This is a genomic window from Kribbella sp. VKM Ac-2568 (assembly GCF_004345365.1).
Lineage (GTDB): Bacteria > Actinomycetota > Actinomycetes > Propionibacteriales > Kribbellaceae > Kribbella > Kribbella orskensis.
In genome coordinates, this window is the sequence record NZ_SLVF01000007.1 from 165,119 (window position 1) to 184,667 (window position 19,549).

The 19,549-nt window shown below is 68.9% G+C and carries 22 protein-coding genes; 10 read left to right on the forward strand and 12 right to left on the reverse strand.

Going from position 1 to position 19,549, the window contains the following annotated elements:
* Positions 1 to 104 precede the first annotated feature (104 nt).
* Entirely contained in the window at positions 105 to 914 is an 810-nt protein-coding gene (locus EV648_RS21575; protein WP_241995448.1) for an oxidoreductase, read from the forward strand.
* A 14-nt stretch (positions 915 to 928) separates the two neighbouring features.
* Positions 929 to 1,909, forward strand: a complete 981-nt coding sequence (locus EV648_RS21580; RefSeq protein ID WP_132294607.1) for an AraC family transcriptional regulator — start codon at positions 929 to 931, stop codon at positions 1,907 to 1,909.
* On the opposite strand, the gene EV648_RS21585 is transcribed toward EV648_RS21580, so the two are convergent.
* Positions 1,910 to 3,166: an RNA polymerase sigma factor gene (locus tag EV648_RS21585; protein ID WP_132294610.1), complete on the reverse strand. Its 1,257-nt coding sequence runs from the start codon at positions 3,164 to 3,166 to the stop codon at positions 1,910 to 1,912.
* Positions 3,163 to 3,510: a YciI family protein gene (locus EV648_RS21590; RefSeq protein ID WP_132294613.1), complete on the reverse strand. Its 348-nt coding sequence runs from the start codon at positions 3,508 to 3,510 to the stop codon at positions 3,163 to 3,165. The genes EV648_RS21585 and EV648_RS21590 overlap by 4 nt, the downstream gene beginning before the upstream one ends.
* 141 nt (positions 3,511 to 3,651) lie before the next feature.
* Between EV648_RS21590 and EV648_RS21595 the strand changes: the two genes are divergently transcribed.
* A complete protein-coding gene (locus EV648_RS21595; protein ID WP_132294616.1) occupies positions 3,652 to 4,569 on the forward strand; it encodes an aminoglycoside phosphotransferase family protein in 918 nt (305 codons plus the stop codon).
* Here the strand turns inward: EV648_RS21595 and EV648_RS21600 are convergent.
* Entirely contained in the window at positions 4,546 to 5,115 is a 570-nt protein-coding gene (locus EV648_RS21600; protein ID WP_132294618.1) for a PadR family transcriptional regulator, read from the reverse strand. The two genes, EV648_RS21595 and EV648_RS21600, sit on opposite strands and share 24 nt — an antisense overlap.
* 94 nt (positions 5,116 to 5,209) lie before the next feature.
* Here EV648_RS21600 and EV648_RS21605 point away from each other — a divergent pair, with 94 nt between their 5' ends.
* Positions 5,210 to 5,536 carry a nuclear transport factor 2 family protein gene (locus tag EV648_RS21605; protein ID WP_241995449.1) on the forward strand — a complete coding sequence of 109 codons (327 nt, stop codon included), beginning with the start codon at positions 5,210 to 5,212 and terminating at the stop codon, positions 5,534 to 5,536.
* 28 nt (positions 5,537 to 5,564) lie between these two features.
* Entirely contained in the window at positions 5,565 to 5,972 is a 408-nt protein-coding gene (locus EV648_RS21610) for a hypothetical protein (protein WP_132294621.1), read from the forward strand.
* A gap of 351 nt (positions 5,973 to 6,323) precedes the next feature.
* Here EV648_RS21610 and EV648_RS21615 read toward each other — a convergent pair whose 3' ends face one another.
* Complete coding sequence (locus EV648_RS21615; RefSeq protein WP_132294624.1) at positions 6,324 to 8,099, reverse strand: HNH endonuclease signature motif containing protein; 1,776 nt, start codon at positions 8,097 to 8,099, stop codon at positions 6,324 to 6,326.
* A gap of 391 nt (positions 8,100 to 8,490) precedes the next feature.
* Between EV648_RS21615 and EV648_RS21620 the strand changes: the two genes are divergently transcribed.
* Positions 8,491 to 9,288: an alpha/beta fold hydrolase gene (locus EV648_RS21620; RefSeq protein WP_132294627.1), complete on the forward strand. Its 798-nt coding sequence runs from the start codon at positions 8,491 to 8,493 to the stop codon at positions 9,286 to 9,288.
* Here EV648_RS21620 and EV648_RS21625 read toward each other — a convergent pair.
* Together EV648_RS21625 and EV648_RS21630 are read right to left on the reverse strand one after the other, a co-directional pair.
* Positions 9,273 to 9,905: a maleylpyruvate isomerase family mycothiol-dependent enzyme gene (locus EV648_RS21625; protein ID WP_199234745.1), complete on the reverse strand. Its 633-nt coding sequence runs from the start codon at positions 9,903 to 9,905 to the stop codon at positions 9,273 to 9,275. The genes EV648_RS21620 and EV648_RS21625 overlap by 16 nt on opposite strands.
* On the reverse strand, positions 9,902 to 10,582 hold the full coding sequence (locus tag EV648_RS21630) for a DinB family protein (protein WP_132294630.1): 681 nt from the start codon (positions 10,580 to 10,582) through the stop codon (positions 9,902 to 9,904). Before EV648_RS21630 ends, EV648_RS21625 begins: the two co-directional genes overlap by 4 nt.
* Positions 10,583 to 10,646: 64 nt before the next feature.
* Here EV648_RS21630 and EV648_RS21635 point away from each other — a divergent pair, with 64 nt between their 5' ends.
* Positions 10,647 to 11,768 carry a sigma-70 family RNA polymerase sigma factor gene (locus EV648_RS21635; RefSeq protein ID WP_241995450.1) on the forward strand — a complete coding sequence of 374 codons (1,122 nt, stop codon included), beginning with the start codon at positions 10,647 to 10,649 and terminating at the stop codon, positions 11,766 to 11,768.
* 34 nt (positions 11,769 to 11,802) lie between these two features.
* Here EV648_RS21635 and EV648_RS21640 read toward each other — a convergent pair whose 3' ends face one another.
* The 3 genes from EV648_RS21640 to EV648_RS21650 all read right to left on the reverse strand — a co-directional run bounded on the left by EV648_RS21640 (position 11,803) and on the right by EV648_RS21650 (position 14,611).
* Positions 11,803 to 12,750 carry a TIGR03560 family F420-dependent LLM class oxidoreductase gene (locus EV648_RS21640; RefSeq protein ID WP_132294633.1) on the reverse strand — a complete coding sequence of 316 codons (948 nt, stop codon included), beginning with the start codon at positions 12,748 to 12,750 and terminating at the stop codon, positions 11,803 to 11,805.
* A gap of 134 nt (positions 12,751 to 12,884) precedes the next feature.
* Positions 12,885 to 13,727, reverse strand: a complete 843-nt coding sequence (locus EV648_RS21645) for an ABC transporter permease (RefSeq protein ID WP_241995451.1) — start codon at positions 13,725 to 13,727, stop codon at positions 12,885 to 12,887.
* A complete protein-coding gene (locus EV648_RS21650) occupies positions 13,724 to 14,611 on the reverse strand; it encodes an ABC transporter ATP-binding protein (RefSeq protein WP_132294636.1) in 888 nt (295 codons plus the stop codon). The genes EV648_RS21645 and EV648_RS21650 overlap by 4 nt, the downstream gene beginning before the upstream one ends.
* 197 nt (positions 14,612 to 14,808) lie before the next feature.
* Between EV648_RS21650 and EV648_RS21655 the strand changes: the two genes are divergently transcribed.
* Entirely contained in the window at positions 14,809 to 15,744 is a 936-nt protein-coding gene (locus EV648_RS21655; RefSeq protein WP_132294639.1) for a helix-turn-helix domain-containing protein, read from the forward strand.
* On the opposite strand, the gene EV648_RS42675 is transcribed toward EV648_RS21655, so the two are convergent.
* The gene (locus EV648_RS42675; protein ID WP_158294043.1) at positions 15,734 to 15,892 is read right to left on the reverse strand and encodes a hypothetical protein; all 159 of its coding nucleotides are present in this window, start codon (positions 15,890 to 15,892) and stop codon (positions 15,734 to 15,736) included. The two genes, EV648_RS21655 and EV648_RS42675, sit on opposite strands and share 11 nt — an antisense overlap.
* A gap of 62 nt (positions 15,893 to 15,954) precedes the next feature.
* Here EV648_RS42675 and EV648_RS21660 point away from each other — a divergent pair, with 62 nt between their 5' ends.
* Positions 15,955 to 16,806: a phosphotransferase gene (locus EV648_RS21660; protein WP_132294642.1), complete on the forward strand. Its 852-nt coding sequence runs from the start codon at positions 15,955 to 15,957 to the stop codon at positions 16,804 to 16,806.
* A gap of 3 nt (positions 16,807 to 16,809) precedes the next feature.
* On the opposite strand, the gene EV648_RS21665 is transcribed toward EV648_RS21660, so the two are convergent.
* Both EV648_RS21665 and EV648_RS21670 read right to left on the reverse strand, forming a co-directional pair.
* The gene (locus tag EV648_RS21665; protein ID WP_132294645.1) at positions 16,810 to 17,943 is read right to left on the reverse strand and encodes an NAD(P)/FAD-dependent oxidoreductase; all 1,134 of its coding nucleotides are present in this window, start codon (positions 17,941 to 17,943) and stop codon (positions 16,810 to 16,812) included.
* A gap of 46 nt (positions 17,944 to 17,989) precedes the next feature.
* Positions 17,990 to 18,883, reverse strand: coding sequence for a LysR family transcriptional regulator (locus tag EV648_RS21670; protein WP_132294648.1), 894 nt, complete (start codon positions 18,881 to 18,883; stop codon positions 17,990 to 17,992).
* A 151-nt stretch (positions 18,884 to 19,034) separates the two neighbouring features.
* On the opposite strand from EV648_RS21670, the gene EV648_RS21675 reads away from it, so the two are divergent.
* Positions 19,035 to 19,490 carry a carboxymuconolactone decarboxylase family protein gene (locus tag EV648_RS21675; RefSeq protein WP_132294651.1) on the forward strand — a complete coding sequence of 152 codons (456 nt, stop codon included), beginning with the start codon at positions 19,035 to 19,037 and terminating at the stop codon, positions 19,488 to 19,490.
* The last annotated feature ends 59 nt before the right edge of the window (positions 19,491 to 19,549 follow it).

A 19,549-nucleotide genomic window follows, 5' to 3' on the forward strand; every position in this document is an offset into this window, starting at 1 on the left:
GATCCGCAGGTGGATTGGCGCGTCTTGCTAGTGCCTGACCGGCTGCCGTTGCCTACCGTCATTGTCAGGTGGTCATCGGGACCACCTGGCGAGGAGGCAGGTTCGTGAAGACCGTTCTGGTGACCGGCGCATCGTCGGGCATGGGCAAGGCGACGGCGGAGCGGTTGCTCGCCGACGGGTACGTCGTCTACGCGGCGGCGCGCCGGGTGGACCGGATGCGCGACCTGGAAGACCTCGGCGCGACGGTGCTGGCGATGGACATCACCAAGGACGACGACATCGTGGCCGCGGTGGACCGCATCACCGCTGAGCGCGGCGGTGTCGACGTGCTGGTCAACAACGCCGGTTTCGGCATGTACGGCGCGATGGAGGACACCACGATCGCCGACGCCCGGTACCAGTTCGAGGTCAACCTCTTCGGCCTGGCCCGGCTGACCCAGCTCGCGCTGCCGGCCATGCGCGCGAAGGGCGCCGGGAAGATCGTGAACCTGTCGTCGATGGGCGGCAGGATCTACACCCCGCTGGGATCCTGGTACCACGCGACGAAGCACGCCGTCGAAGGCTGGTCGGACTGCCTGCGGCTAGAGCTCAAGCCGTTCGGCATCGACGTGATCGTGATCGAGCCGGGCATCATCGAGACCGAGTTCGGACACGTCCTGGTCGAGCCGATGCTCGAGCGCTCCGGCAAGGGCCCGTACGCCGACCTCGCCCACAAGGTGGCCGGCACGACCCGCGAGAGCTACGAGGCCGGCGGATCACCTGCCTCGCTGATCGCCGGGGTGATCGCGGGCGCCCTCGAGGCACGACGGCCGAAGACCCGGTACGTCGCCGGCAAATACGCCCGCCTGCTGATCACCGTACGGAAGTTGTTCGGCGACCGGGTCTACGACCGCGTCATCATGGCTCAGCTGTGATCGAAGGAGTCCCGATGACCGGGTTCACCCTGAATCCCTCGGCCACGGTGCTGCTGACCGATCTCGGGATCTCCGTGCCGAACGTACTCCGCAGGGCATCCCTGCCCGAGGTGACCTTCACCGAGGCTGCCGCGACGCTGACGGTGTCCCAGTACTACGCGCTGTGGCGGGCGCTCGACGAGGAGGCGGACGACCCGCACCTGCCGATCCGGATCGGCACCGCGATCTCCGTCGAGGCGTTCGACCCGCCGATCTTCGCCGCGCTGTGCAGCCCCGATCTCAAGCTCGCCGCGACCCGGATCGCGCAGTACAAGAAGCTCATCGGGCCGTTGCGGCTGGCAATCAACTCGTCGCCTGGCACAACGACAATCGAGACGCACTGGCCGCACGGTTCGAACCCGCCGGACGCGCTGGTGCTCACCGAGCTGATCTTCTGGGTCGCGCTGGCCAGGATCGCCACCCGCACCGAGGTCCGGCCCGTCCACGTCCATGCTCCACTGCGGCTCGCGGATCCCGCCGCCTACACGGAGTACCTCGGCGTGACGATCGAGCACGCCGCCACTGCGTCGATCACCTTCTCCGCCCGCGACGCCGAGAAGCCGTTCCTCACCGCCAACTCCCAGATGTGGGAGTACTTCGAACCCGGCCTCCGCCGGCGCCTCAGCGACTTGGACCGGGACTCCTCGACGACGGAACTCGTCCGGGCGGTACTGCTGCGGCTCCTTCCGGCCGGCTCGGCGACGATGCCCGCCGTCGCCCGTGAACTGGCCGTCAGCACCCGCACCCTCCAACGGCGCCTGAACCTCGAGTCCACCACTTTCCAACTCGTACTCCGCGAGACCCGCGAGTCCCTGGCCCGCCACTACCTCTCGACCCCACAACTCACCGCCGGCGAGATCTCGTACCTCCTCGGCTACGACGACACCAACTCCTTCTACCGCGCCTTCCACACGTGGACCGGCCGGACCCCGGAACACGCCCGCACCCAAGCCTGATCAAGCGACGTCGTCCGGTGAGGTTGCCAGGTGGAGGAATCGGGCTCGGCGGCGTTCGCGGTGGTGTTGTTCTGGCTGGGTAGACGCGCCGGCGAGGGCTTCTGTCATCTCTTGGGCGGCCTCGGCGAAGCGGTTCTCGCGGGCCAGCAGTTCAGCTCGTACTGCGTGCCAGCGAGGGCTTGGCGGGAGGTCGTTCAGCAAGGCAAGGCCGGTCGCGGGGTCGGCTGCCTCGGCTGCAGCGACTACTCGGCCCAGCGCGGCGGCATCGCTGGGGGCGATCGAGATGAGCAGGTCGTACAGCCGCAGGATCTCCGCCCAATCGGTCTCGGCATAGCTCGGAGCGCGAGCGTGCTCGGCTGCAATGGCGGCTTGGAGTTGGTAGGCGTCCGCCTGGCCGTGAGTGCGGAGCAGTGACTCGTTCAGCAGGTCGATACCGCGGGTGATCGCCGGCGTGTCCCAATGGCTCCGATCCTGTTTGTCGAGGGTGACGACGTCCCCTTGGTCGTCGACCCGCGAAGGCCGCCGGGCGTCGGTGAGGAGCAGCAGTGCCAGAACGGAGGCCGGCATCGTCTGCTCCGGAAGCAACTCGTGCAGGAGTTCGGCAAGCCGGATCGCCTCGGCACACGCGTCCACGTCGTACGCCGCCTGACCGTCGACCGGCGCATGGCCCGCCGTGTAGAGACTGTGGATCACCCCGCACACCGCAGGAAGTCGCCCGGCCAGCTCACCCTCGGCCGGTACGCGGTACGGGATGTGGGCGGCGGCGATCTTCTGGCGAGCCCGGGTCAGGCGCTTGGTCGTCGCGACCTCGGTGGTGAGGAGTACCCCGCCGATCTGCGCGGGCGTGAGACCACACAGCGTCCTCAGCGCCAGGACGATCCGGGTCGCCGGCGAGAGCGCGGGGTGGCAGCAGGTGAAGATCAACCGCAGCAGGTCGTCGTGGACGACCTCGTCCGGCGGTATCTCGGACCCGCTGAGTTCCATCATCATCAGCCCGTCCCGCTCCTTGTCCGGCCGGGCCCGCTCGCGCCGGAGGATGTCGATCGCCTTCCGCCGGGCGGTCACCGTCAGCCAGGCTCGCGGCTGCGGCGGTACCCCGGTGACCGGCCACGCGCCGAGGGCCGCCAGGCTCGCCTCCTGGACGGCGTCCTCGGCGAGCTGCACGTCGCCGACGGTCCGGATCAGAGTTGCGAGGATGCGCGCGCCCTCGATCCGGACAGTCTCGGCGACCGTGTCGTGCGCCGGATGTGGGGTCATTTGGCCAGGATGACCGGCCGTACCTCGACCGCGCCGCTCCAGGCCGCGGGAAGCTCGGCCGCGATCCGCACCGCCGCCTCGAGGTCGTCCGCCTCGATCAGGTAGTACCCGGTCAGCGCTTCCTTCGTCTCCGCGTACGGCCCGTCCGTGGTGATCACCTCGCCGCCGCGGGCACCCTCGACCCGCACCACGGTCGCCGTACTGGTCGGGTGCAGCACGGCACTCGCCTTGATGGTGTCGGCGTGGTCGACCCCGAACTTCCGGTACTCCGCCAGCTCGTCCGCCTGCTCGGGCGCCCACCAGTCCACGTCCGCCGTGTAAGTCAACGCAAGGTACTGCGGCATCGAACTCTCCTTCATCGCCGTGGGCCCGTCTGGCCCCTCAAGAATGGAACGAACGGGGGGCTGGCAAAAGGACATCGCCGGATTGTCGGTAGGCCCTGGTAGTTCTGAGCGGGTGATGAGACCGGGCACGCGGGTGTTGTGGTGACGACTACTGAGGCAGTTGAGGGCGAGGCCGCGCGGTGGTGGGAGCTGCTGGGTGATCGGGTCCGAGGCGAGGTGGTCGGTGCGCGGACGATGGCGGGCGGGGCCTCGGGGTCCGCGGTATACGGGCTTTCCGTGGACCAGCCCGCGGGTGAGTTCGTGCTGAAGGTGGCCTCTCGGCCGGGGTTGCGGGAGCGGGCACGGCGTGAGGTGACGTTCTATCGGGAGCTGGCCGCGCAGGTGCCGGTGCTGGTGCCGGAGTTCTTGGTCGGAGGCGAGGTCGAGGGCAGTGCCTACTTGCTTCTGACGGCTGCGGGCGTGCCGACGGATGCCAAGCGATGGTCAGAGCTGCGATGGACCGAGCTCGCCACGGAGCTCGGGCGGCTGCATCGCGAGCAGGTGCTTGCAGTGACCATCGACCGTGGCGCGACTGCGCGGGAGCCGGCTTCGGCGGAGAAGCTCGCGGCCGGCGAGCGCGCCTGGATCGAGCTGGGGTGCGAGCGGCTGCTGGCGCCGCTATGGGCCAGCTTCGAGGCCCTCGGCGCCGCGATCCGGCAACTGCCCGCCTGCCTGTGTCACGGCGACTTCCACCTGGGCAACCTCCTGACCGATCCGGCGGACCGCTTCGTCTGGATCGACTGGCAGGAAGTCCACATCGGCCACGGCCCCGGGGACTTGGCTCTGCTGTGGCAGCGCGCTGGGGTCGACGGGGTGAACCCGCCCCGCGAGGCGATGCTCACCGCGTACGCCGCTGCCAGGGGAATCCCGGACGACGCGCTCCTGCACCGAGCGGCCGTCGCCTCCGAACTGACGCTGGTGATGCTCGAGTGGCCCACCTTCTTCCCCTATGTCCCCGAGCCCGGCCGCGCCCGCATCCGCAACCGCCTCGAACACTTAGTCGCCGTCTGGTACCGGTGATCTCTCGTCGAGCACAGCCAGGACGGACTCGCACCAGTGGATGTTCGCCTGCTCGTACAGGCGTCCGCCCATCAGCGTGAGGTACGGCCCAACCCGCTCAGCCTCTGCCAGATGAGCGGCATCGGTGCGCCCGTCGAGGAGACCGTCGTGAAGGTGGTCGTAGAACGCGAGCTTCTCCCGCGCCTGTTGCCGCCGTTCCTCAATGGCCTTCCGTACTGCGGGCAGGTCGTCCGGCCCGGCGGCCTGGACCTTCACGAGTAGGTCATCCCGCATCGCGCCCGGCCGCGTCGGCTGAGCGATAAAGGCCCGCAACTCCGCCCGCCCGGCCGGGGTCAAGGCGAAGACCCGCTTGTTCGGCCGGCGCTGCTGCTCGACCACGCGTCCCTCGACGAACCCCTCGCTCTCGAGCCGCTCGAGCTCGCGGTACAACTGCTGCGGAGTGGCCGACCAGAAGTTCGCGACGGACACGTCGAACCGCTTGGACAACTCGTACCCCGCGGCGTCCCCCTCCAGCAGCGAGGCAAGCACAGCGTGACGCAATCCCATCTGGACAGGTCCTCCGTCGGCGGAATAGTCTCAAAGACACCTATTCAACAAGTTGAGTATACGGGAGTCCGCTGTGCACCCTTTCCGCACCGCCGTGGAAGCAAGAGACCTGGACGCGATGGTGGGCCTGCTCGCGGAAGACGTGATCTTCCGCAGCCCGGTCGTGTTCAAGCCGTACCAGGGTCGCGCGGCCGTCGTACCGATCCTGAGGTCCGTGCTCGAAGTGTTCGAAGACTTCCGCTACGTGCGAGAGATCGGCGCGGCTGACGCGGCCGACCACGCGCTCGTGTTCCAGGCGGCCATCGGTGGGCGCGAGATCGAGGGCTGCGACTTCCTCCACGCGGACGAGACCGGCTCGATCACCGAACTACCGTCATGGTCCGTCCGCTCAGCGCCGTCGTGGCCCTGGCCGAAGCCATGAGCGCCCAACTCACCTCTGACGCATCCTCATGACGAGCGACCTGCCCTACGTGGACACCCACCAGACCACGGTCGACGCACCCCGCGAGCGCGTCTGGAGCGCGCTTCTCCGGTACGTCGACACCTCGCTCGGGGCTCGCAAAGCGGTGCCGCTGGCCTGGGTTCTGGGGACCAAGCCGCAGAGTGGATTCGAGCCGATCCACGAGATCCCCCAGCACCAATTGACCCTCGCCGGCCGCCACCGCTTCGCGAAGTACCAACTGATCTTCGACCTCACCGACACTCCCAACGGCCAGACCGTCCTGAGCGCCCACACCTACTCAGCCTTCCCCGGCCCCCACGGCCGCCTGTACCGGCTGCTGGTCATCACCACCCATTTCCACGCGCTCGCGACCACCCAACTCCTCCACACCATCGGCAGCCGAGCCACGCGTTAGGTCCGGCCAGCCCTGTTGGAGAGGTGACAGTTCCCGGTTGGCCCGGGATGGGTCAGCCACTCGAGCGGATCCTAGGCCAACCAGTACGGGCCGCCCCGGATCGGCGGTGCGCGTCACTCACTCCGCCCGATCGGCGGTGCGCGTCACTCACTCCGCCCGATCGCGGTGCGCGTCACTCACTCCGCCCGATCGCGGTGCGCGTCACTCACTTCGCCCGATCGCGGTGCGCGTCAATCACTCGGGAAGATCCGCAATGCTGGCCGTCGGGCGGGCGGGCGCACGACGCCTCGCCCGGCGTGGCGTGATCTTCGGTTGCCCTGTCCGCACGAGGTGCGCTGCGTCGTGGGACCGTCAGCCCGGTCGGGCGCACGGCGGTCCTGGCCTGGGCTCCGTGAACCCCGTGACGGAAGGGCGCCGGTCCCGATCCCGGTGATCGGTGGTGGTGGCCGGTGGCGGGTTGTTGGCGTGGTGCAGCGCCCGGTGACCTGGATTCGGGTCGTCGGGTGGACGGGTGTGTTTGCCGGAGCCTGGTTCGGGCGGGTCGGCATCGCCCCAGGGGTCGAACTGCGCGACCGCGGTGTTCCCGGTCGTGGTGCAAGCCGGATCGTTGGCGTGGTTCCGGACAGGGCCGGGCGACGCCGCAGCTCCGCCGTAGCTGCTGGCGGGTCTGCGGTAGCGGTGCCGGGTCGGGGCGGGTTCGGCCCAGGCGGGTCGGGCGACGGTGACGGTGCCGTGGTGGAGGGTGATGGTCCAGTGGCCGTGGTGGGTGTCGATGTGGTGGCGGCGGCAGAGCAGGACCAGGTTGGTCAGGGCGGTGGGGCCGTTGTCGATCCAGGAGATCAGGTGGTGGGCGTCGCAGAAGATCGGCGGCGCCTTGCACACGACGCAGCCTTTGTCGCGGGCGTTCAGGGCGCGGCGCATGGCGCGGTTGACGAAGCGTTGGGCCATGGCGACGTCGAGGGGTTCGGAGTTCGCGCCGAGCACGATCGGGATGATCTGCGCCTCGCACGCCAGCCGGCGGATCGCGCCCGCGGACAACCCCTCGCCGTGCACCAATGTGCCGACCGCGTGGGCACCGGCGTCGGTGAGGTCTTTGAGGTCGATGGTGACCGTGACGTGCGCTTTCGGGCCGTACCCGGCCTCCGCCACACCACGGCCTGCAGCGCCACTGCCGGCTGCACTGCCTGCGGCACCGCTCGCGGCTGCACCAGTCGGGGCGGCGCTACCGGCCGCCTGTCGAGTGCCGTTGCCACTTGGCGATCCGGCGGTCTCGGCATCGTCCAGGGTTGCTCCGGCCGTGTCAGCTGGATCGGCTGGATCTGCCGGGGTGGCGGCGGTGATGGCGTTGGAGGCGACGTTGAGTACGTCGGTGAGGGCGTCGGCGCGGCGCTTGTCCGGTGAGCGCGGGTCCAACTCACCGGTGACGGTCTTACGGGGCTTGGCACCGGACAGGATCAGGGCCTGGAACAGTTCGGCGTTCTCGTTGGCCAGGAAGCCACTGAACTTCACACCCCGGTCCGCCGGCCTCACCCGCAACTCTTCCCGGGCATAGGCCTTGTCCTCTTCCGGTGCCGGGCCGTCGGCGTCCAGCAGGTCCCGGACCCGGCGGGCCGCCTTGCGCAGCTCCGACGGGTTGAAGTGGCGACCCAGGGCGACGAGTTGTTGTTCGGCCACGGCCAGGTCCTCGACCGCGACGGTCTTGGGCACGCTCTCCAGTTCGGCCACGATCGCCGCGGCCTGCGCCGGCGACAACACCACCCCCACACCCGCACCGGCTTCGGCATCCGCGTCGACGCCGTCGGCGTCCATGCCGTCGGTGTCGGTGTCGGTGTCGACGTGCGGGTTGACCGGTGGGAGGGCGTTGGTGATGGCGGGGTACTTGCGCAGCGCTTTGGCCAGGGCCAGGTCGCGCTTGATCACGCCCGGGTCCAGGCGGTGCCGGAACGCGAGCAGCCTCGCGGTATCACCCGCGCCGAGGGTGGCGGCGTGACCGGTCGCGTCGTAGGCGGCCAGAACCTGCAGGCGGTAGGTCTGCAGCCGGGAGATCTCGGCCTGCAGGGCGTCGAGAGTGGACAGCTGTTCGCTGTCACTCATCGACCACACCGGCCGCTCGCCCAAGATCTCCATACCTCAGACCCTAGACACCCCCTCCGACAGTTTCCGGTCCGGAAGGCCCTTATCTGTAAGGGATTCCAAAGATTGTCCGGAATTGTGCCGACACTCCGGATCCGGACGAGTTGTCCACAACCCCAGCGGGCCTGTGGATCTAGGGGAAGAGTGTGGGGACGAATGAGAAGCCGAGCACGATCTACAACCAGAACGCCAGCCAAAGAGAAATCGGAGCAGTGGGTGCAGGTGTCGGTGCGGGGATGTAGGGACCACCCGGACCACCCCCGGCGATGCGTGGCGCCGAGGCGGAACACCTCTCTACGTCAGCTGCGACGACGGAGCCGTACCTTGGATGGGTGGGAGCAGCAGGGGTGGAGGTCGCAGCACGGACCCGTCCTGGGATGGCGCTATGAGCGACGTCGGGTTTGCCGCGGCGGCTGATGGGTTTCGGATCGCCTACCAGATGAGGGGTTCCGGTACGCCGTTGGTGTTGTTGGCGGGGCAGGCTAACAGCCATCGGTGGTGGGATGCGGTGCGGGGAGACTTCGAGGACTCGTGTCAGACCATCACGTTGGACTGGCGCGGGACCGGCGACAGCGACCGGCCGGATGACATCTACAGCACGCAAGGTTTCGCCGATGACGTCGTGGCGGTGCTGGATCACCTCGGGATAGAGGTCGCCGATGTCTATGGGACCTCCATGGGTGGGCGGGTCGCGCAGTGGGTTGCGATTCGGTACCCCGGGCGCGTCCGGCGATTGGTTCTCGGCTGCACGTCGCCCGGCACGAAGCACGGGTTCGAGCGGAGTCAGGAGATCCGGCGAGCACTCGCACGGGCCGATCAGGCCGGGCGGGACCGGATCCTGCTCGACCTGATGTACACGCCCGGCTGGCTCGCCGAGCACCCCGGCCCGTACGACGTACTGGGTGATTCCACGATGCAGACGTACGCGCGGGGGCGGCATCTGGTCGCGAGCAACAACCACGAGGCGTGGGAAGAACTGCCGGACATCAAGGCGCCGACGTTGATCCTGCACGGCGCGGACGACGTGTTCAGCCCGATCGCCAACGCCGCAGTACTGGCGGACCGCATCCCCGACGCCCACGCTCACGTGATCCCAGGCGCTCGGCACGCGTATTTCCACGAGTTCCAGACGACAGCGAGTCCGCTGGTGCTCGATTTCCTGGCTGGTCAGACCTTCAGCTGAGCAGCGAGCCGGTCCGCGCCCGGTCCGGAGGTTCCGGTCAGTCCGGCGGGTCGGCCGGTCGCCAGCAGCAGGAGATCGCTGACCGGACCGCGGACTTCCTCCACACCGCCACCCGCAGCCCAGTCCGCATCCGTCGCCACCAACCTGAGGCCGCGGAATCGCTTGCGCGCTCCGTAGAAGGCACTCGTCCGCGCGTGTTCCAGGGCGGCCAGCGCCGGCTCGACAGGCACTGCCCGCTGACGCCCGAGGGGTCGCGCGATGTCCTGCCCGTGCACCAACGCGTCGAGCAGCGGATCGAGGGGCTTCGCGCCGGGGGCGCGCCGAGGCGAAGCCGCCGTCTCCCGGATCTGGGCGATCAGCTCGGCGGACGTGAACCGTACGGCTCGCTCCTTGGCGAACCTGTTCTCCATCCGGTCGAAGCTGCCGCCGGCCCGGATCGCACCCCTGATCGCGAGGCCGAGCGTCAGCCGGGTCGACATCGTCAGGTGCGCCGCGACCTCCCGTACGGTCCACCCGGCGCACAGCGAGTCCACCGACCACTCGTGCTCTTCAAGATCCTCCAGCAGATCCGCGAAACTGAGCCGCTCCGCCTCAGTCCACGCCATCACCTCACTCACGCGTCCACCACCTGCGCGGCGCCGCCGCTCGCCTGCGCAGCCGCCGCACCGCCCACTCCCGCGGCCGCCGCACCGCCCACCTGCGCAGCCGCCGCACCGTTCACTCGCGCGGCCGCGGCGTCGCTCACCCGGGCGCGGTACTCGTCCCACCAGGCGGGGTCGTCGGATGGCAGGAAGGGTTCGTCGCGGGAGAGCCCGGCGGTCCCGTCGATCAGTTCGCGCACGATGTCAGCATGACCGACGTGCCGGTGGCACTCGGCGACAACGTGCACGAGTACTGCGTGCAGCGAGAGCCGCTGCATCGCCGGCGAGAACCAGGGCACGAAGCCGACCGCGTCCAGGTCGAGCTCGGCGATCGTGGCGTCGGCGTGCACCGCGGCCCGACGGTAGAGATCGAGGATGTCCTCACGAGTCTCGTCGGCCGTCGCCCAGAAGTCCCCGTTGACCTCGCCGTCCTGGCGCACCAGATACTCGGGCGGATTCTCGACGGGCCGGTCGAACACGAGCCCGAAGTACAGGAACTCGACGACGGCCAGGTGTTTGACCAGACCGAGCAGGTTGGTCCCGGTCGGCGTGAGCGGCCGCCGGACGTCGTAGTCGGAGAGGCCTTCGAGCTTCCAGAGCAAGTCCTCGCGGGCGGCCTGGAGGTAACGGTGCAAGTCAGACTTCGGGTCCATCGGGAGTCCTCCTGATTCGGCTGGTTCGCAAGTAGGACTCCCGGGATGAGGCAGACTCATCGGTGTGAGCGAACACTCTTTGCCGCAAACCGACCTCACCGCACAGCCCGACCTCGCCGCACAGGAGGACCTCGCCGCGCGAGAGAACCTCGTCGCGCAGCCCGACCTCGCCGCGCAGGAGAACCTCGCCGCGCAGGAGGATCTCGCCGCGGCCCGGGTGGGCGACGACGCTGCGTTCACGCGACTGGTGGTGCCGTTGCGGCGCGAGTTGCACGCCCACTGCTACCGGATGCTCGGCTCGTCCCATGACGCCGACGACGCTCTGCAGGACGCCCTACTGCGCGCCTGGCGCGGCCTGGCGCGCTTCGAGGGCCGCAGCACTCTGCGCTCCTGGCTCTACACCGTCGCAACCCGCACCTGCCTCGACCTGGTCGAGAGCCGCGGCCGCCGCGCGCTGCCGATGGACCTGAGCCCGTCGAGCGACCGCGCGGTACTCGAAGATCCCCCGCTGACCGAGATCGCCTGGCTCGGCCCGTACTCCGCGGGCGACCTCGCCGGCGGCCCGGTGGCTCGCTACGAGCAGCGTGAGGCGGTCGAGCTCGCCTTCGTCGCGGCGCTGCAACACCTGCCGGGCAACCAGCGCGCGGCCTTGCTGCTGTTCGAGGTGCTCGGGTTCAGCGCGGCCGAGATCGCCACCATGATGGACACCTCGACGGCGTCGGTGAACAGCGCATTGCAGCGGGCTCGCAAGCTCGTCGACGAGAAGGTCCCCGCCGTCACCCAGCAGCAGACGATCCGTGAGATCGGCAACGCGCGGCTGGAGGAGATCGTCACGCAGTACTCGACCGCCCTCGAACGCGGGGACGCCGACGCACTGGTCGCACTGCTCACCGAGGACGTCACCTGGGCGATGCCGCCGATGGGCCACTGGTACAGCGGGATCAAGGCGGCGATGGACTTCGCCGTCGAGGTCCCACTGACCAGATGCCCGAGCTGGCGCAACAGGACGATCACGGCGAACGGCCAGCCCGCGGTCGCCTGCTATCTCGGCACCGCCCCGGACGCCGAGCATTTCGGCTGGGCGATCACCGTGCTGACCCTGCGCGGCGACAAGATCTGCGGGATCACCTCGTTCGTCGGCCCCGAGCACTTCGCCCTCCTGGGCCTGCCCGCGTCTGTCGACTGACGAACTGCGTCGCTCAGCTGACAAACTGCCTTGCTCAGCTGACGAACTCCTTCGCGAACCGCCTGATCGCCTCCGGATCGGTCGACTGATGGAACCCGACGATCAACTCCTGTACTCCGGCCGCCTGGTACGCGTGGATGCGTTCGCGCACAGTGTCGAGCGTTCCGTACAGGAGATACGACCCGAAGTCGCCCGGGTAGAACAGCCCCATCCCCGGGGACAACGCGGCCCGGGCCTCCTCGTCGGTGTCGGTGATGAAGCAGTGCGTGGTCACCGTGCGCCGGATCTCGTCGTACTCCCGGCCGACCGACGCACAGTGGTCCCGCAAGATCCCGAACTTGCGTTCAGCGCCGGCCGGCGACTCCATCACGTTGCAGAGGTCCGCGTACCTGGCGGCGAGTTTCAGCGTCACCTTCTCGCCACCACCGGCGACCATCAGCGGGATCCGCGGCTGCTGGATCCCCCGCGGCTGGTTGACCGCGTCGACCAGGTGGTAGTACTTCCCGTCGAAGTTGGTGACGTCGTTCGTCCACAGCGACTGGATGACCTGGATCGCCTCACCCAGTTGCCGCAACCGCTCGGGCGCGGGCAGGAACTCGAACCCGTAGGCGTCGTAGTCGCGCTGGTACCAGCCCGCGCCGATGCCGAAGGTCAGCCGCCCCTTGGAGAGCACGTCCACGGTGGACGCCATTTTCGCCTGCAGCGCGGGGTTGCGGTACCCGTTCCCACTGACCAGCTGGCCGATCCGGATCCGGTCGGTCCGCCCGGCGATTGCCGACAGCAACGACCAGGACTCGAACAGGTAGGCCTGCGAGGGTGGCACGGTCTGGAGATGGTCCGGCGTCCAGACGGCATCGAACCCGCTCTGCTCGGCGGCCTCCACCAGCTCGAACAACAGGTCGTACGCCTCCCCCGGATCGGTGAACCCGGCCAGGTCCTGGCCGAAGCCGGTCGGCAGGAACAGGCTGTACTTGAGTGGCATGACGGGAGTCCTTCCAACGTGAGTGGGTCGCGTGATCGGATAGACCACGCACCACCCCGAAAGGAATCGCTCCACCCACAACCGCCCACCCCGAACCGCTCGCTCCACCACAGCCTCACACCCCGAACCGCGGGCTACCCGATCCGCTGCAGCGCCCTCTCCCGGCGGCCGGCCACGCTCGACCCCGACTCCCGCCGAGCCATCCGGCGCAGTACGACCGGAGTGACGAGCAGACCCGCCACCGCCCACACTCCGAGCACCCCGATCGTCTCGAGGTGCCGCCAGGAGTCGCCGATCTCGACCCCGACCGCCGCCTCCGGCAACAAAGCAGAGCGCATCCCCAGCCCCAGCCAGTAGATCGGCGTGAGCTGTGCGATCCACTGCAGCCAGTCGGGCAACGCGGTGATCGGATAGAAGATCCCCGAGATCGCGATCAACGCCAGGATCGGCAGCTGAATCAGCCCTTGAGCCCGCGCACTGGTGAACACCGACCCCAGGATCGCGCCGATCGGCAACGTCGCCAGCAGCCCGAGCACCAGCACCCAGCTCAGCGTCGACCAAGACTCGGCACTCCCGGTCGCCAGCCCGTCGATGATGATCAACCCCGGCACCAGCAGGATCGCCAGATCGACCAGCAGCCCCCCGGCGACAGACACCACCTTGCTGACGAGGTAGCCGAGCATGCCGTTGGGCGTCGCCTTCGCCCGCAGCAAGGTGCCGTCCTCGCGATCGGCCGTCAACTGCTGGCTCATCGAGACCATGCCCATCGCCGCGTTCATCCCGAGCATGCTTGGCAGCACCAGCGCGCCGAGCTGGAACCCGCCGAATGCCTTGTCCCGCAGGAAGAACAGCGCGACCAGCATCAGCACCGGCCAGAGGAAGTGGCTGAAGAGTTCCGCGCCGTTGGTGAACGACTGCCGCAGCTCGATGACCCCGCGCTGCCAGCCCGCGCGCATCGCCACCCCGCGCGGGTTCACCGGGCCACCTCGCTCTGCCGGACCAAGGTCAGGTAGGTGTCCTCCAATGAAGCCCGGCGAACCTCCAACTCTCCGATCGCTTCTCCGTACCGCGTAAAGAGTTCCCGGACGAAGACCGTGGAGTCCTTGGTGGACTCGACGCACGGTTTGCCGTCGAGTGTCCAGCGCACCTCGTCCTCGCCCGCGATCTGCCGGGTCAGGTCGGCCGCAGTACCAGCGGCGACGATCCGTCCGGCGGTGAGGATCAGGATGCGGTCGGCGAGCTTGCCCGCCTCGTCCAGGTCGTGGGTGGTGAGCAGGATCGTGGTCCCCTGATCGCCCGCGAGCCGTTGCACGAGTTCGTGGAACTCGTACCGCGCGGCCGGGTCGAAGCCGACCGTGGGCTCGTCCAGGAAGAGCACCTCGGGCCGGCCGACGATGCCGATCGCGACGTCCAGCCGACGCCGCTGCCCACCCGACAACGTCCTGATCTTCTGGCCCGCGTGCTCGGTCAGCCCGACCGCCGCGATCAACTCGGCGGCGTCCCACGGTCGCTGGATCGCCCCGTCGGAGTACGGCGTGTAGTAGCTGCCCAGATGGGTCAACAGCTCATGCACCCGCCACTTGCCATGATCCCGCCACGATTGCAGTACTACGCCCAGCCGCGCGCGCCACCGCTCGTCACCGTGCGCCGGGTCCACGCCGAGCACCTCGACCCGGCCGGCCGATCGCAGCCGGAACCCCTCGAGGATCTCGATCGTGGTGGTCTTGCCCGCGCCGTTCGGACCGAGCAACGCCAGCACCTCGCCCCGATGGGCCCGCAACGCCACGTCGTGCAGCACCTCGGTCGCGCCGTACCGCATTCGCAGCCCGTCGACGTCGAGCACGACTTCACCGCCAGTCATCCAGCCTCCTCAGCATCTCCGTGATGTCGAGGAAGCTACGTTGCGTTTCCTGCCCAGGCAACGCTCACAGGACGATACGCCTAGGAAATCGAGCGCCTGAAAGGCTATTGTTGCAATGGTTTTGACGACAAATGCAACGCAGTCTCAACAGCCGTTGCAATGAGCTGGCGGTGAACGCACCGAGAAGGAGCCAAGCGATGCCAGGAGGCCGACTGAGCCACGAGGACCGTCTGGCGATCGCTGCCGGGCTGACAGCGGGACACGGGTACGCCGAGATCGCCCGGCGGCTGGATCGCCCCACCTCCACCATCAGCCGCGAGATCGCGCGCAACGGTGGCGCCCGCGGCTACCGGGCCGACCACGCCCACTACGCGACCAGTTCTCGCGCTCGCAGGAGCAGGCCGGCCGCCACCATGGAGGAGCCTGCGGAGGTGGATGCCTACGGCCGGGATCCCCAGGCGGTCCGCGAGTTCGCCGAGCGCTTCGCGGCAACGATGGTCGACACCGGCGTCCCCCGGATGGCCGCCCGCGTCCTCGCCCACCTCTACACCGCGGACTCCCCGAGCCTCACGGCCGCAGAACTGGTCCGCCACCTGCAGGTCAGCCATGCCTCGATCTCGAAGGCGATCGGCTACCTCGAGCGGGTGGAACTGGTCCGCCGTGAGCCGGACGACCGAGGAGGCCGCCACGAGCACTACCTCATTGCCGAGGACGTCTGGATCCAGGCTTGGAAGACCAGTGCCCGCGCGAACGCGAACTGGGCGGCAACCGCCCGACAAGGTGCCGAGTTGCTCCAGTCCAGCACTCCAGCCGGCGCACGGCTGGAGCAGATGAGCCAGTTCTTCCAGCAACTCAGCAACGACATGTCAGGCGGCCCCGCCGCGGGCGCCGCGGAAGACGCGATGACCGTCCTGGCCGCCCTCTTCCACGCAGCCCGCCCACTCACCGCACCCCAGTTGGCAACCGCCCTCGACTGGCCAACCGACCGCATCACCGCCGCCCTCAAGACAGCCCACACCTACAAAGACTTCACCGACCCCCTCGTACTCCGCCCCGCCGCCACCGCCGCTTACACAGTCGACGCCAGCCCCAACCGCCTGACACCAACCCAACGCACCGCCCTCAAAGCCTGACGAGCTTGTCGGCATCAGTTGCCAGTAGCAACGTCCCGCTGCCGTTCTCGAGCCACCCGGCGTACCGCTCCCGGCGGATCGCCCACGCCGCTTCCGCAGTACGGACCGGCCAGTCGTCGCGGGCCACGGCCCGATGTGCTCGACCCACCCTCGCACGAGCAGGCTGCGGAGGTGTTGTGGTTCGGGCGGCGGTCCGGAAGAGTCTGCGAGGTGGAAAGACACCCTGCCTTCAGCGACATCGCCCTGCATACCGACGACGAGCTCGCCGAGGCGCTGGGTGCTCCGATCGAGGAGCGCGAGACCATCCACGTGTGGCCGCTGTCGTGTGTCCAGCGGGTGCTGCTCGGCGATGGCAGGACGCTCGTCTACAAAGCGCAACTCCCGCCGACCGTGGAGCCGGAGTACTACCAGGCAGCCTCGTCGAAGCTGCTGCCCGGCCACCAGGACCTCGGCGGGTTGGACGCATCCCGGTCGATGACGATCGAGTGGATCGACGCCCCACTGCTGGCTGACCTGGAGCTGGAACCGACCGAACTCGTCGAGCACGGACGTCGCCTGGTGACCCAGATCGGCGAGATCGGCGGGCAGCTGCCGACGTACCTCACGATCGGAGACGAACAGACCTGGTCGGACCTCGTCGATGAGGTGCTCGAACGGCACGAGAAGCTGCTGGCGGACGGACGCTTCACGCTGACGAACCACGAGAGTGTGCGGAAGGTTCGAGCCTGGGCGGCCGGTGACGCGGTACTGAACGCGCTCACCGCGACTCCCCAGGTCATCCACGGCGACCTCAAGGCCGACCAGGTCTTCATCACCTCCGACGGCTACCGCGTCATCGACTGGCAGCGTCCTGTGCTCGCTCCTGCCGACGTCGACCTGGTCCTGCTGCTGGTCGATCAGGGCATCGATCCGCGCGAGTTCATCGACCCGGCGATCGTCGGGATCTTCTGGTTCCTCCGGCTGCACTGGGCGGTCGAGGCGCAGTACACGCTCTTCCCGGACAACCGCTGGCGCCTGTTCGACGAGTGGTCCCAGGAAGCCATCACCACGATCCTCGGCTAACGGCTACTTCGTCACCAGCCCACGAAGCATGGCCGGCGTGATCCGCCCAGCCGCGAGCCCGAGCTCGACCAGATCGTCGAAGACGCGCTGATCGGCCGCAGAGGCTCGGATCCCCGCATCGAGGACCCGCCCAGACCGGGTCAGGCGCGCCGTCAGCGCGGTGTGCCGCAGATGCCGAGCAAGCAACCGAGCCGTCGATCGCCTGTACTCCGAACCCGCGCCGCCGTCATCCCGCCGGACAGCAGCGGCAGCCGCCCGTCCCGCCAGCAACCCCGTGGCGACGGCGTAGTAGATCCCCTCCCCAGTCATCGGATTGATCAGCCCAGCAGCATCTCCCGCGAGCAGCACCCGCCCATCCGAAGGCCGCCAGGACCAGCTCGACAGCGGCAGGTGATGCCCTCGCCAATCGATCCCGCCGGCCCCGGCGCCTGGCAGCAACTCCTCCAGCCGGTCGAGCAGTTCGGCCCGCGTCGGCCGAGAACGACCCGCCATCAACTGCTCCCCGTATCCCACGTTCGAGAGCCCATCACCCCGATCGAACGACCACGCGTACGACGGCTGCCGCGCCGTCCCGAACACGATCACCTGCCGGGCGGAACGACCGTCAGGCGTCGGCGCATAACCCCTCAGCGCGAGCGCCGTAGGTCCCACCGGAAGCCCCAGCGTCCGGCGCACCACTGACTGCGCGCCATCCGCGCCGACCACCACCCGTGCCTCGAACAGGTCGTCCACCCGCACAGCCGAGCGCAGTACGTCGAGGGCGCGAACGCGGTGCCGGCGGAGTTCCGCACCGGCCGCCTGGGCCGCCTCGACGAGCCGCTGGTCGAAGATCGTCCGGGGAACCACCCACGCCGGCCGCTCCATCAACCGGTCGACCGCGAGCTCACCGCGGCGCAGTGCGAGCCGGCGAACCGGAGTACGGTCGTCGACCAGACCGGTGACCCCGACCTCGGCCAGCAGATCGAACACGTGCGGCGCGATCCCGTCACCACACGCCTTGTCCCGCGGGAAGTCCTGGCGATCGAGCAGCAGCACGGACAGCCCGGGCTCGGCAGCCAGCGCACCCAGCGCCGCCGCCGCACCAGCAGGCCCGGCCCCGACCACCACCAGATCCCAGTCCACAGGCCCTCCCGCCATCAACCGAACGTACCCCTCCAGCCTGCCTCCGGCCGCCAACCCGCGATCAGCTGAGCTCCGGTGTGCCGAGGTCGCGGACCACCTCGAGGAAGCCACGGATGAGCGGGCTGTCGGGCTCACTCCGCCAGACCAGCCCCCATCGCAGCAGTGGAGCGTCGTGGTACGGCAGGTACACGACGTCGGGCCGCGGGTGGTAGCGGATCACATGCCGACCGAGGGAGTTCACGCCTTCGCCCATGCTGATCAAGGTGTAGAGGTCGTCGAGCGTGGCGATCGTCCGCTGCCGCTCGACCGGCCTGCCGCTGGGCGTGTAGAACGGCGTGAACGCGTCCTCCCAGTAGTCCGGTGCCGGCTCGACGGCGCCCAGCGACCCGAAATCTCCCAGCACCTCCCACGACACCGTGTCGCTCCCGGCCAGGACGTGGTCGGACGCGACCGCCAGCACCCGCGGCTCGCAGAAGATCATCGGTCCCACCGTCAGATCCCGCTCCTCCACCGGCAACCAGCTGACCAGCAGGTCGATCTGGCCGCGGCGCAAGGGGCCGAAGGGGTCCATGAACTGGTTGTGCCGGACCCGCAACCCCCACTGCGGATGCCGCTTGCGGAACGTGTCCCAGAACGGCCTCAGGTCGTGGGTGTTGCTGGGGATCATCCCGATCCGGAGTACGTCGGTCACGCCGCGGGCCGCGTCCCGCGCGCGCTGCACCGACTGCTTGAGGCCGTGGTAGATCGGCAGCAGGTCGCCGCGCAACTGCTCCCCGACCGGCGTCAGCCGCACCGTCCGGCTCGAGCGCTCGAACAGCGCGCCGCCGATCCGCCGCTCCTGCTGCTTGATCGACTGGCTGATCCGGGCCTGCGACACGTGCAGCCGCGCGGCGGTCCGGCCGAAGTGCAGTTCCTCGGCCAGGGTCAGGAAGATCTCGATGTCGCGCAGCTCCAAGGGGGCGGTCCCTTCGAACGATTAGCTCCGGGTTATCGGATGGTACGGGATCAGCGGTTGATCCCCACCGTCCTTTGTCAGCAGGCTGGGAGCTGTCCGGAAGGGCCCTTCCGATCCATTGCTCATCCCTAGCCAAGGAGCGCGAACAGCCATGCAAGCAAGGATGAAGAACCCGGCGATGGTCCTCCCGGACGCCATGCAGCCGATCCAGAACCTGTTCAAGGTGACGTACTCGAGCGGGGTCCGGCAGACCACGCTCGAACTCGTGCATCTGCGGGCCAGCCAGATCAACGGCTGCAGCGCGTGCGTCGACTCCGGCGCCCGCAACGCCCGCAAGGCCGGCGAGACCGACGAACGGCTCGCGACGGTGGCAGCCTGGCGCGAGACCCCGTACTTCAACGACGCCGAGCGCGCCGCCCTCGCACTGGCCGAGGCGGCCACCCGCCTCGCCGACCGGACGAACGCCGTACCGGACGAGATCTGGGCGGAGGCGGCCAAGCACTACGACGAGAAGGAACTTGCGGGCATCACCTTGATGATCGCGGTCACCAACTTGTTCAACCGCCTCAACGCGACCACTCGCCAGCTCGCCGGCGACTGGGGTTGACAGTCGGCCGGGCGCGACCGACTCCGGCCGCGCCCGGTGGGCTCCAGCGTCCGCCGCCG

Excerpts from the sequence above, each read along its gene's own strand:
- EV648_RS21580 (WP_132294607.1), top strand. The coding sequence starts at position 929 with ATGACCGGGTTCACCCTGAATCCCTCGGCCACGGTGCTGCTGACCGAT.
- EV648_RS21585 (WP_132294610.1), bottom strand. The coding sequence starts at position 3,166 with ATGACCCCACATCCGGCGCACGACACGGTCGCCGAGACTGTCCGGATC.
- EV648_RS21590 (WP_132294613.1), bottom strand. The coding sequence starts at position 3,510 with ATGCCGCAGTACCTTGCGTTGACTTACACGGCGGACGTGGACTGGTGG.
- EV648_RS21600 (WP_132294618.1), bottom strand. The coding sequence starts at position 5,115 with ATGGGATTGCGTCACGCTGTGCTTGCCTCGCTGCTGGAGGGGGACGCC.
- EV648_RS21610 (WP_132294621.1), top strand. The coding sequence starts at position 5,565 with ATGACGAGCGACCTGCCCTACGTGGACACCCACCAGACCACGGTCGAC.
- EV648_RS21615 (WP_132294624.1), bottom strand. The coding sequence starts at position 8,099 with ATGGAGATCTTGGGCGAGCGGCCGGTGTGGTCGATGAGTGACAGCGAA.
- EV648_RS21620 (WP_132294627.1), top strand. The coding sequence starts at position 8,491 with ATGAGCGACGTCGGGTTTGCCGCGGCGGCTGATGGGTTTCGGATCGCC.
- EV648_RS21630 (WP_132294630.1), bottom strand. The coding sequence starts at position 10,582 with ATGGACCCGAAGTCTGACTTGCACCGTTACCTCCAGGCCGCCCGCGAG.
- EV648_RS21640 (WP_132294633.1), bottom strand. The coding sequence starts at position 12,750 with ATGCCACTCAAGTACAGCCTGTTCCTGCCGACCGGCTTCGGCCAGGAC.
- EV648_RS21650 (WP_132294636.1), bottom strand. The coding sequence starts at position 14,611 with ATGACTGGCGGTGAAGTCGTGCTCGACGTCGACGGGCTGCGAATGCGG.
- EV648_RS21655 (WP_132294639.1), top strand. The coding sequence starts at position 14,809 with ATGCCAGGAGGCCGACTGAGCCACGAGGACCGTCTGGCGATCGCTGCC.
- EV648_RS21665 (WP_132294645.1), bottom strand. The coding sequence starts at position 17,943 with ATGGCGGGAGGGCCTGTGGACTGGGATCTGGTGGTGGTCGGGGCCGGG.
- EV648_RS21675 (WP_132294651.1), top strand. The coding sequence starts at position 19,035 with ATGCAAGCAAGGATGAAGAACCCGGCGATGGTCCTCCCGGACGCCATG.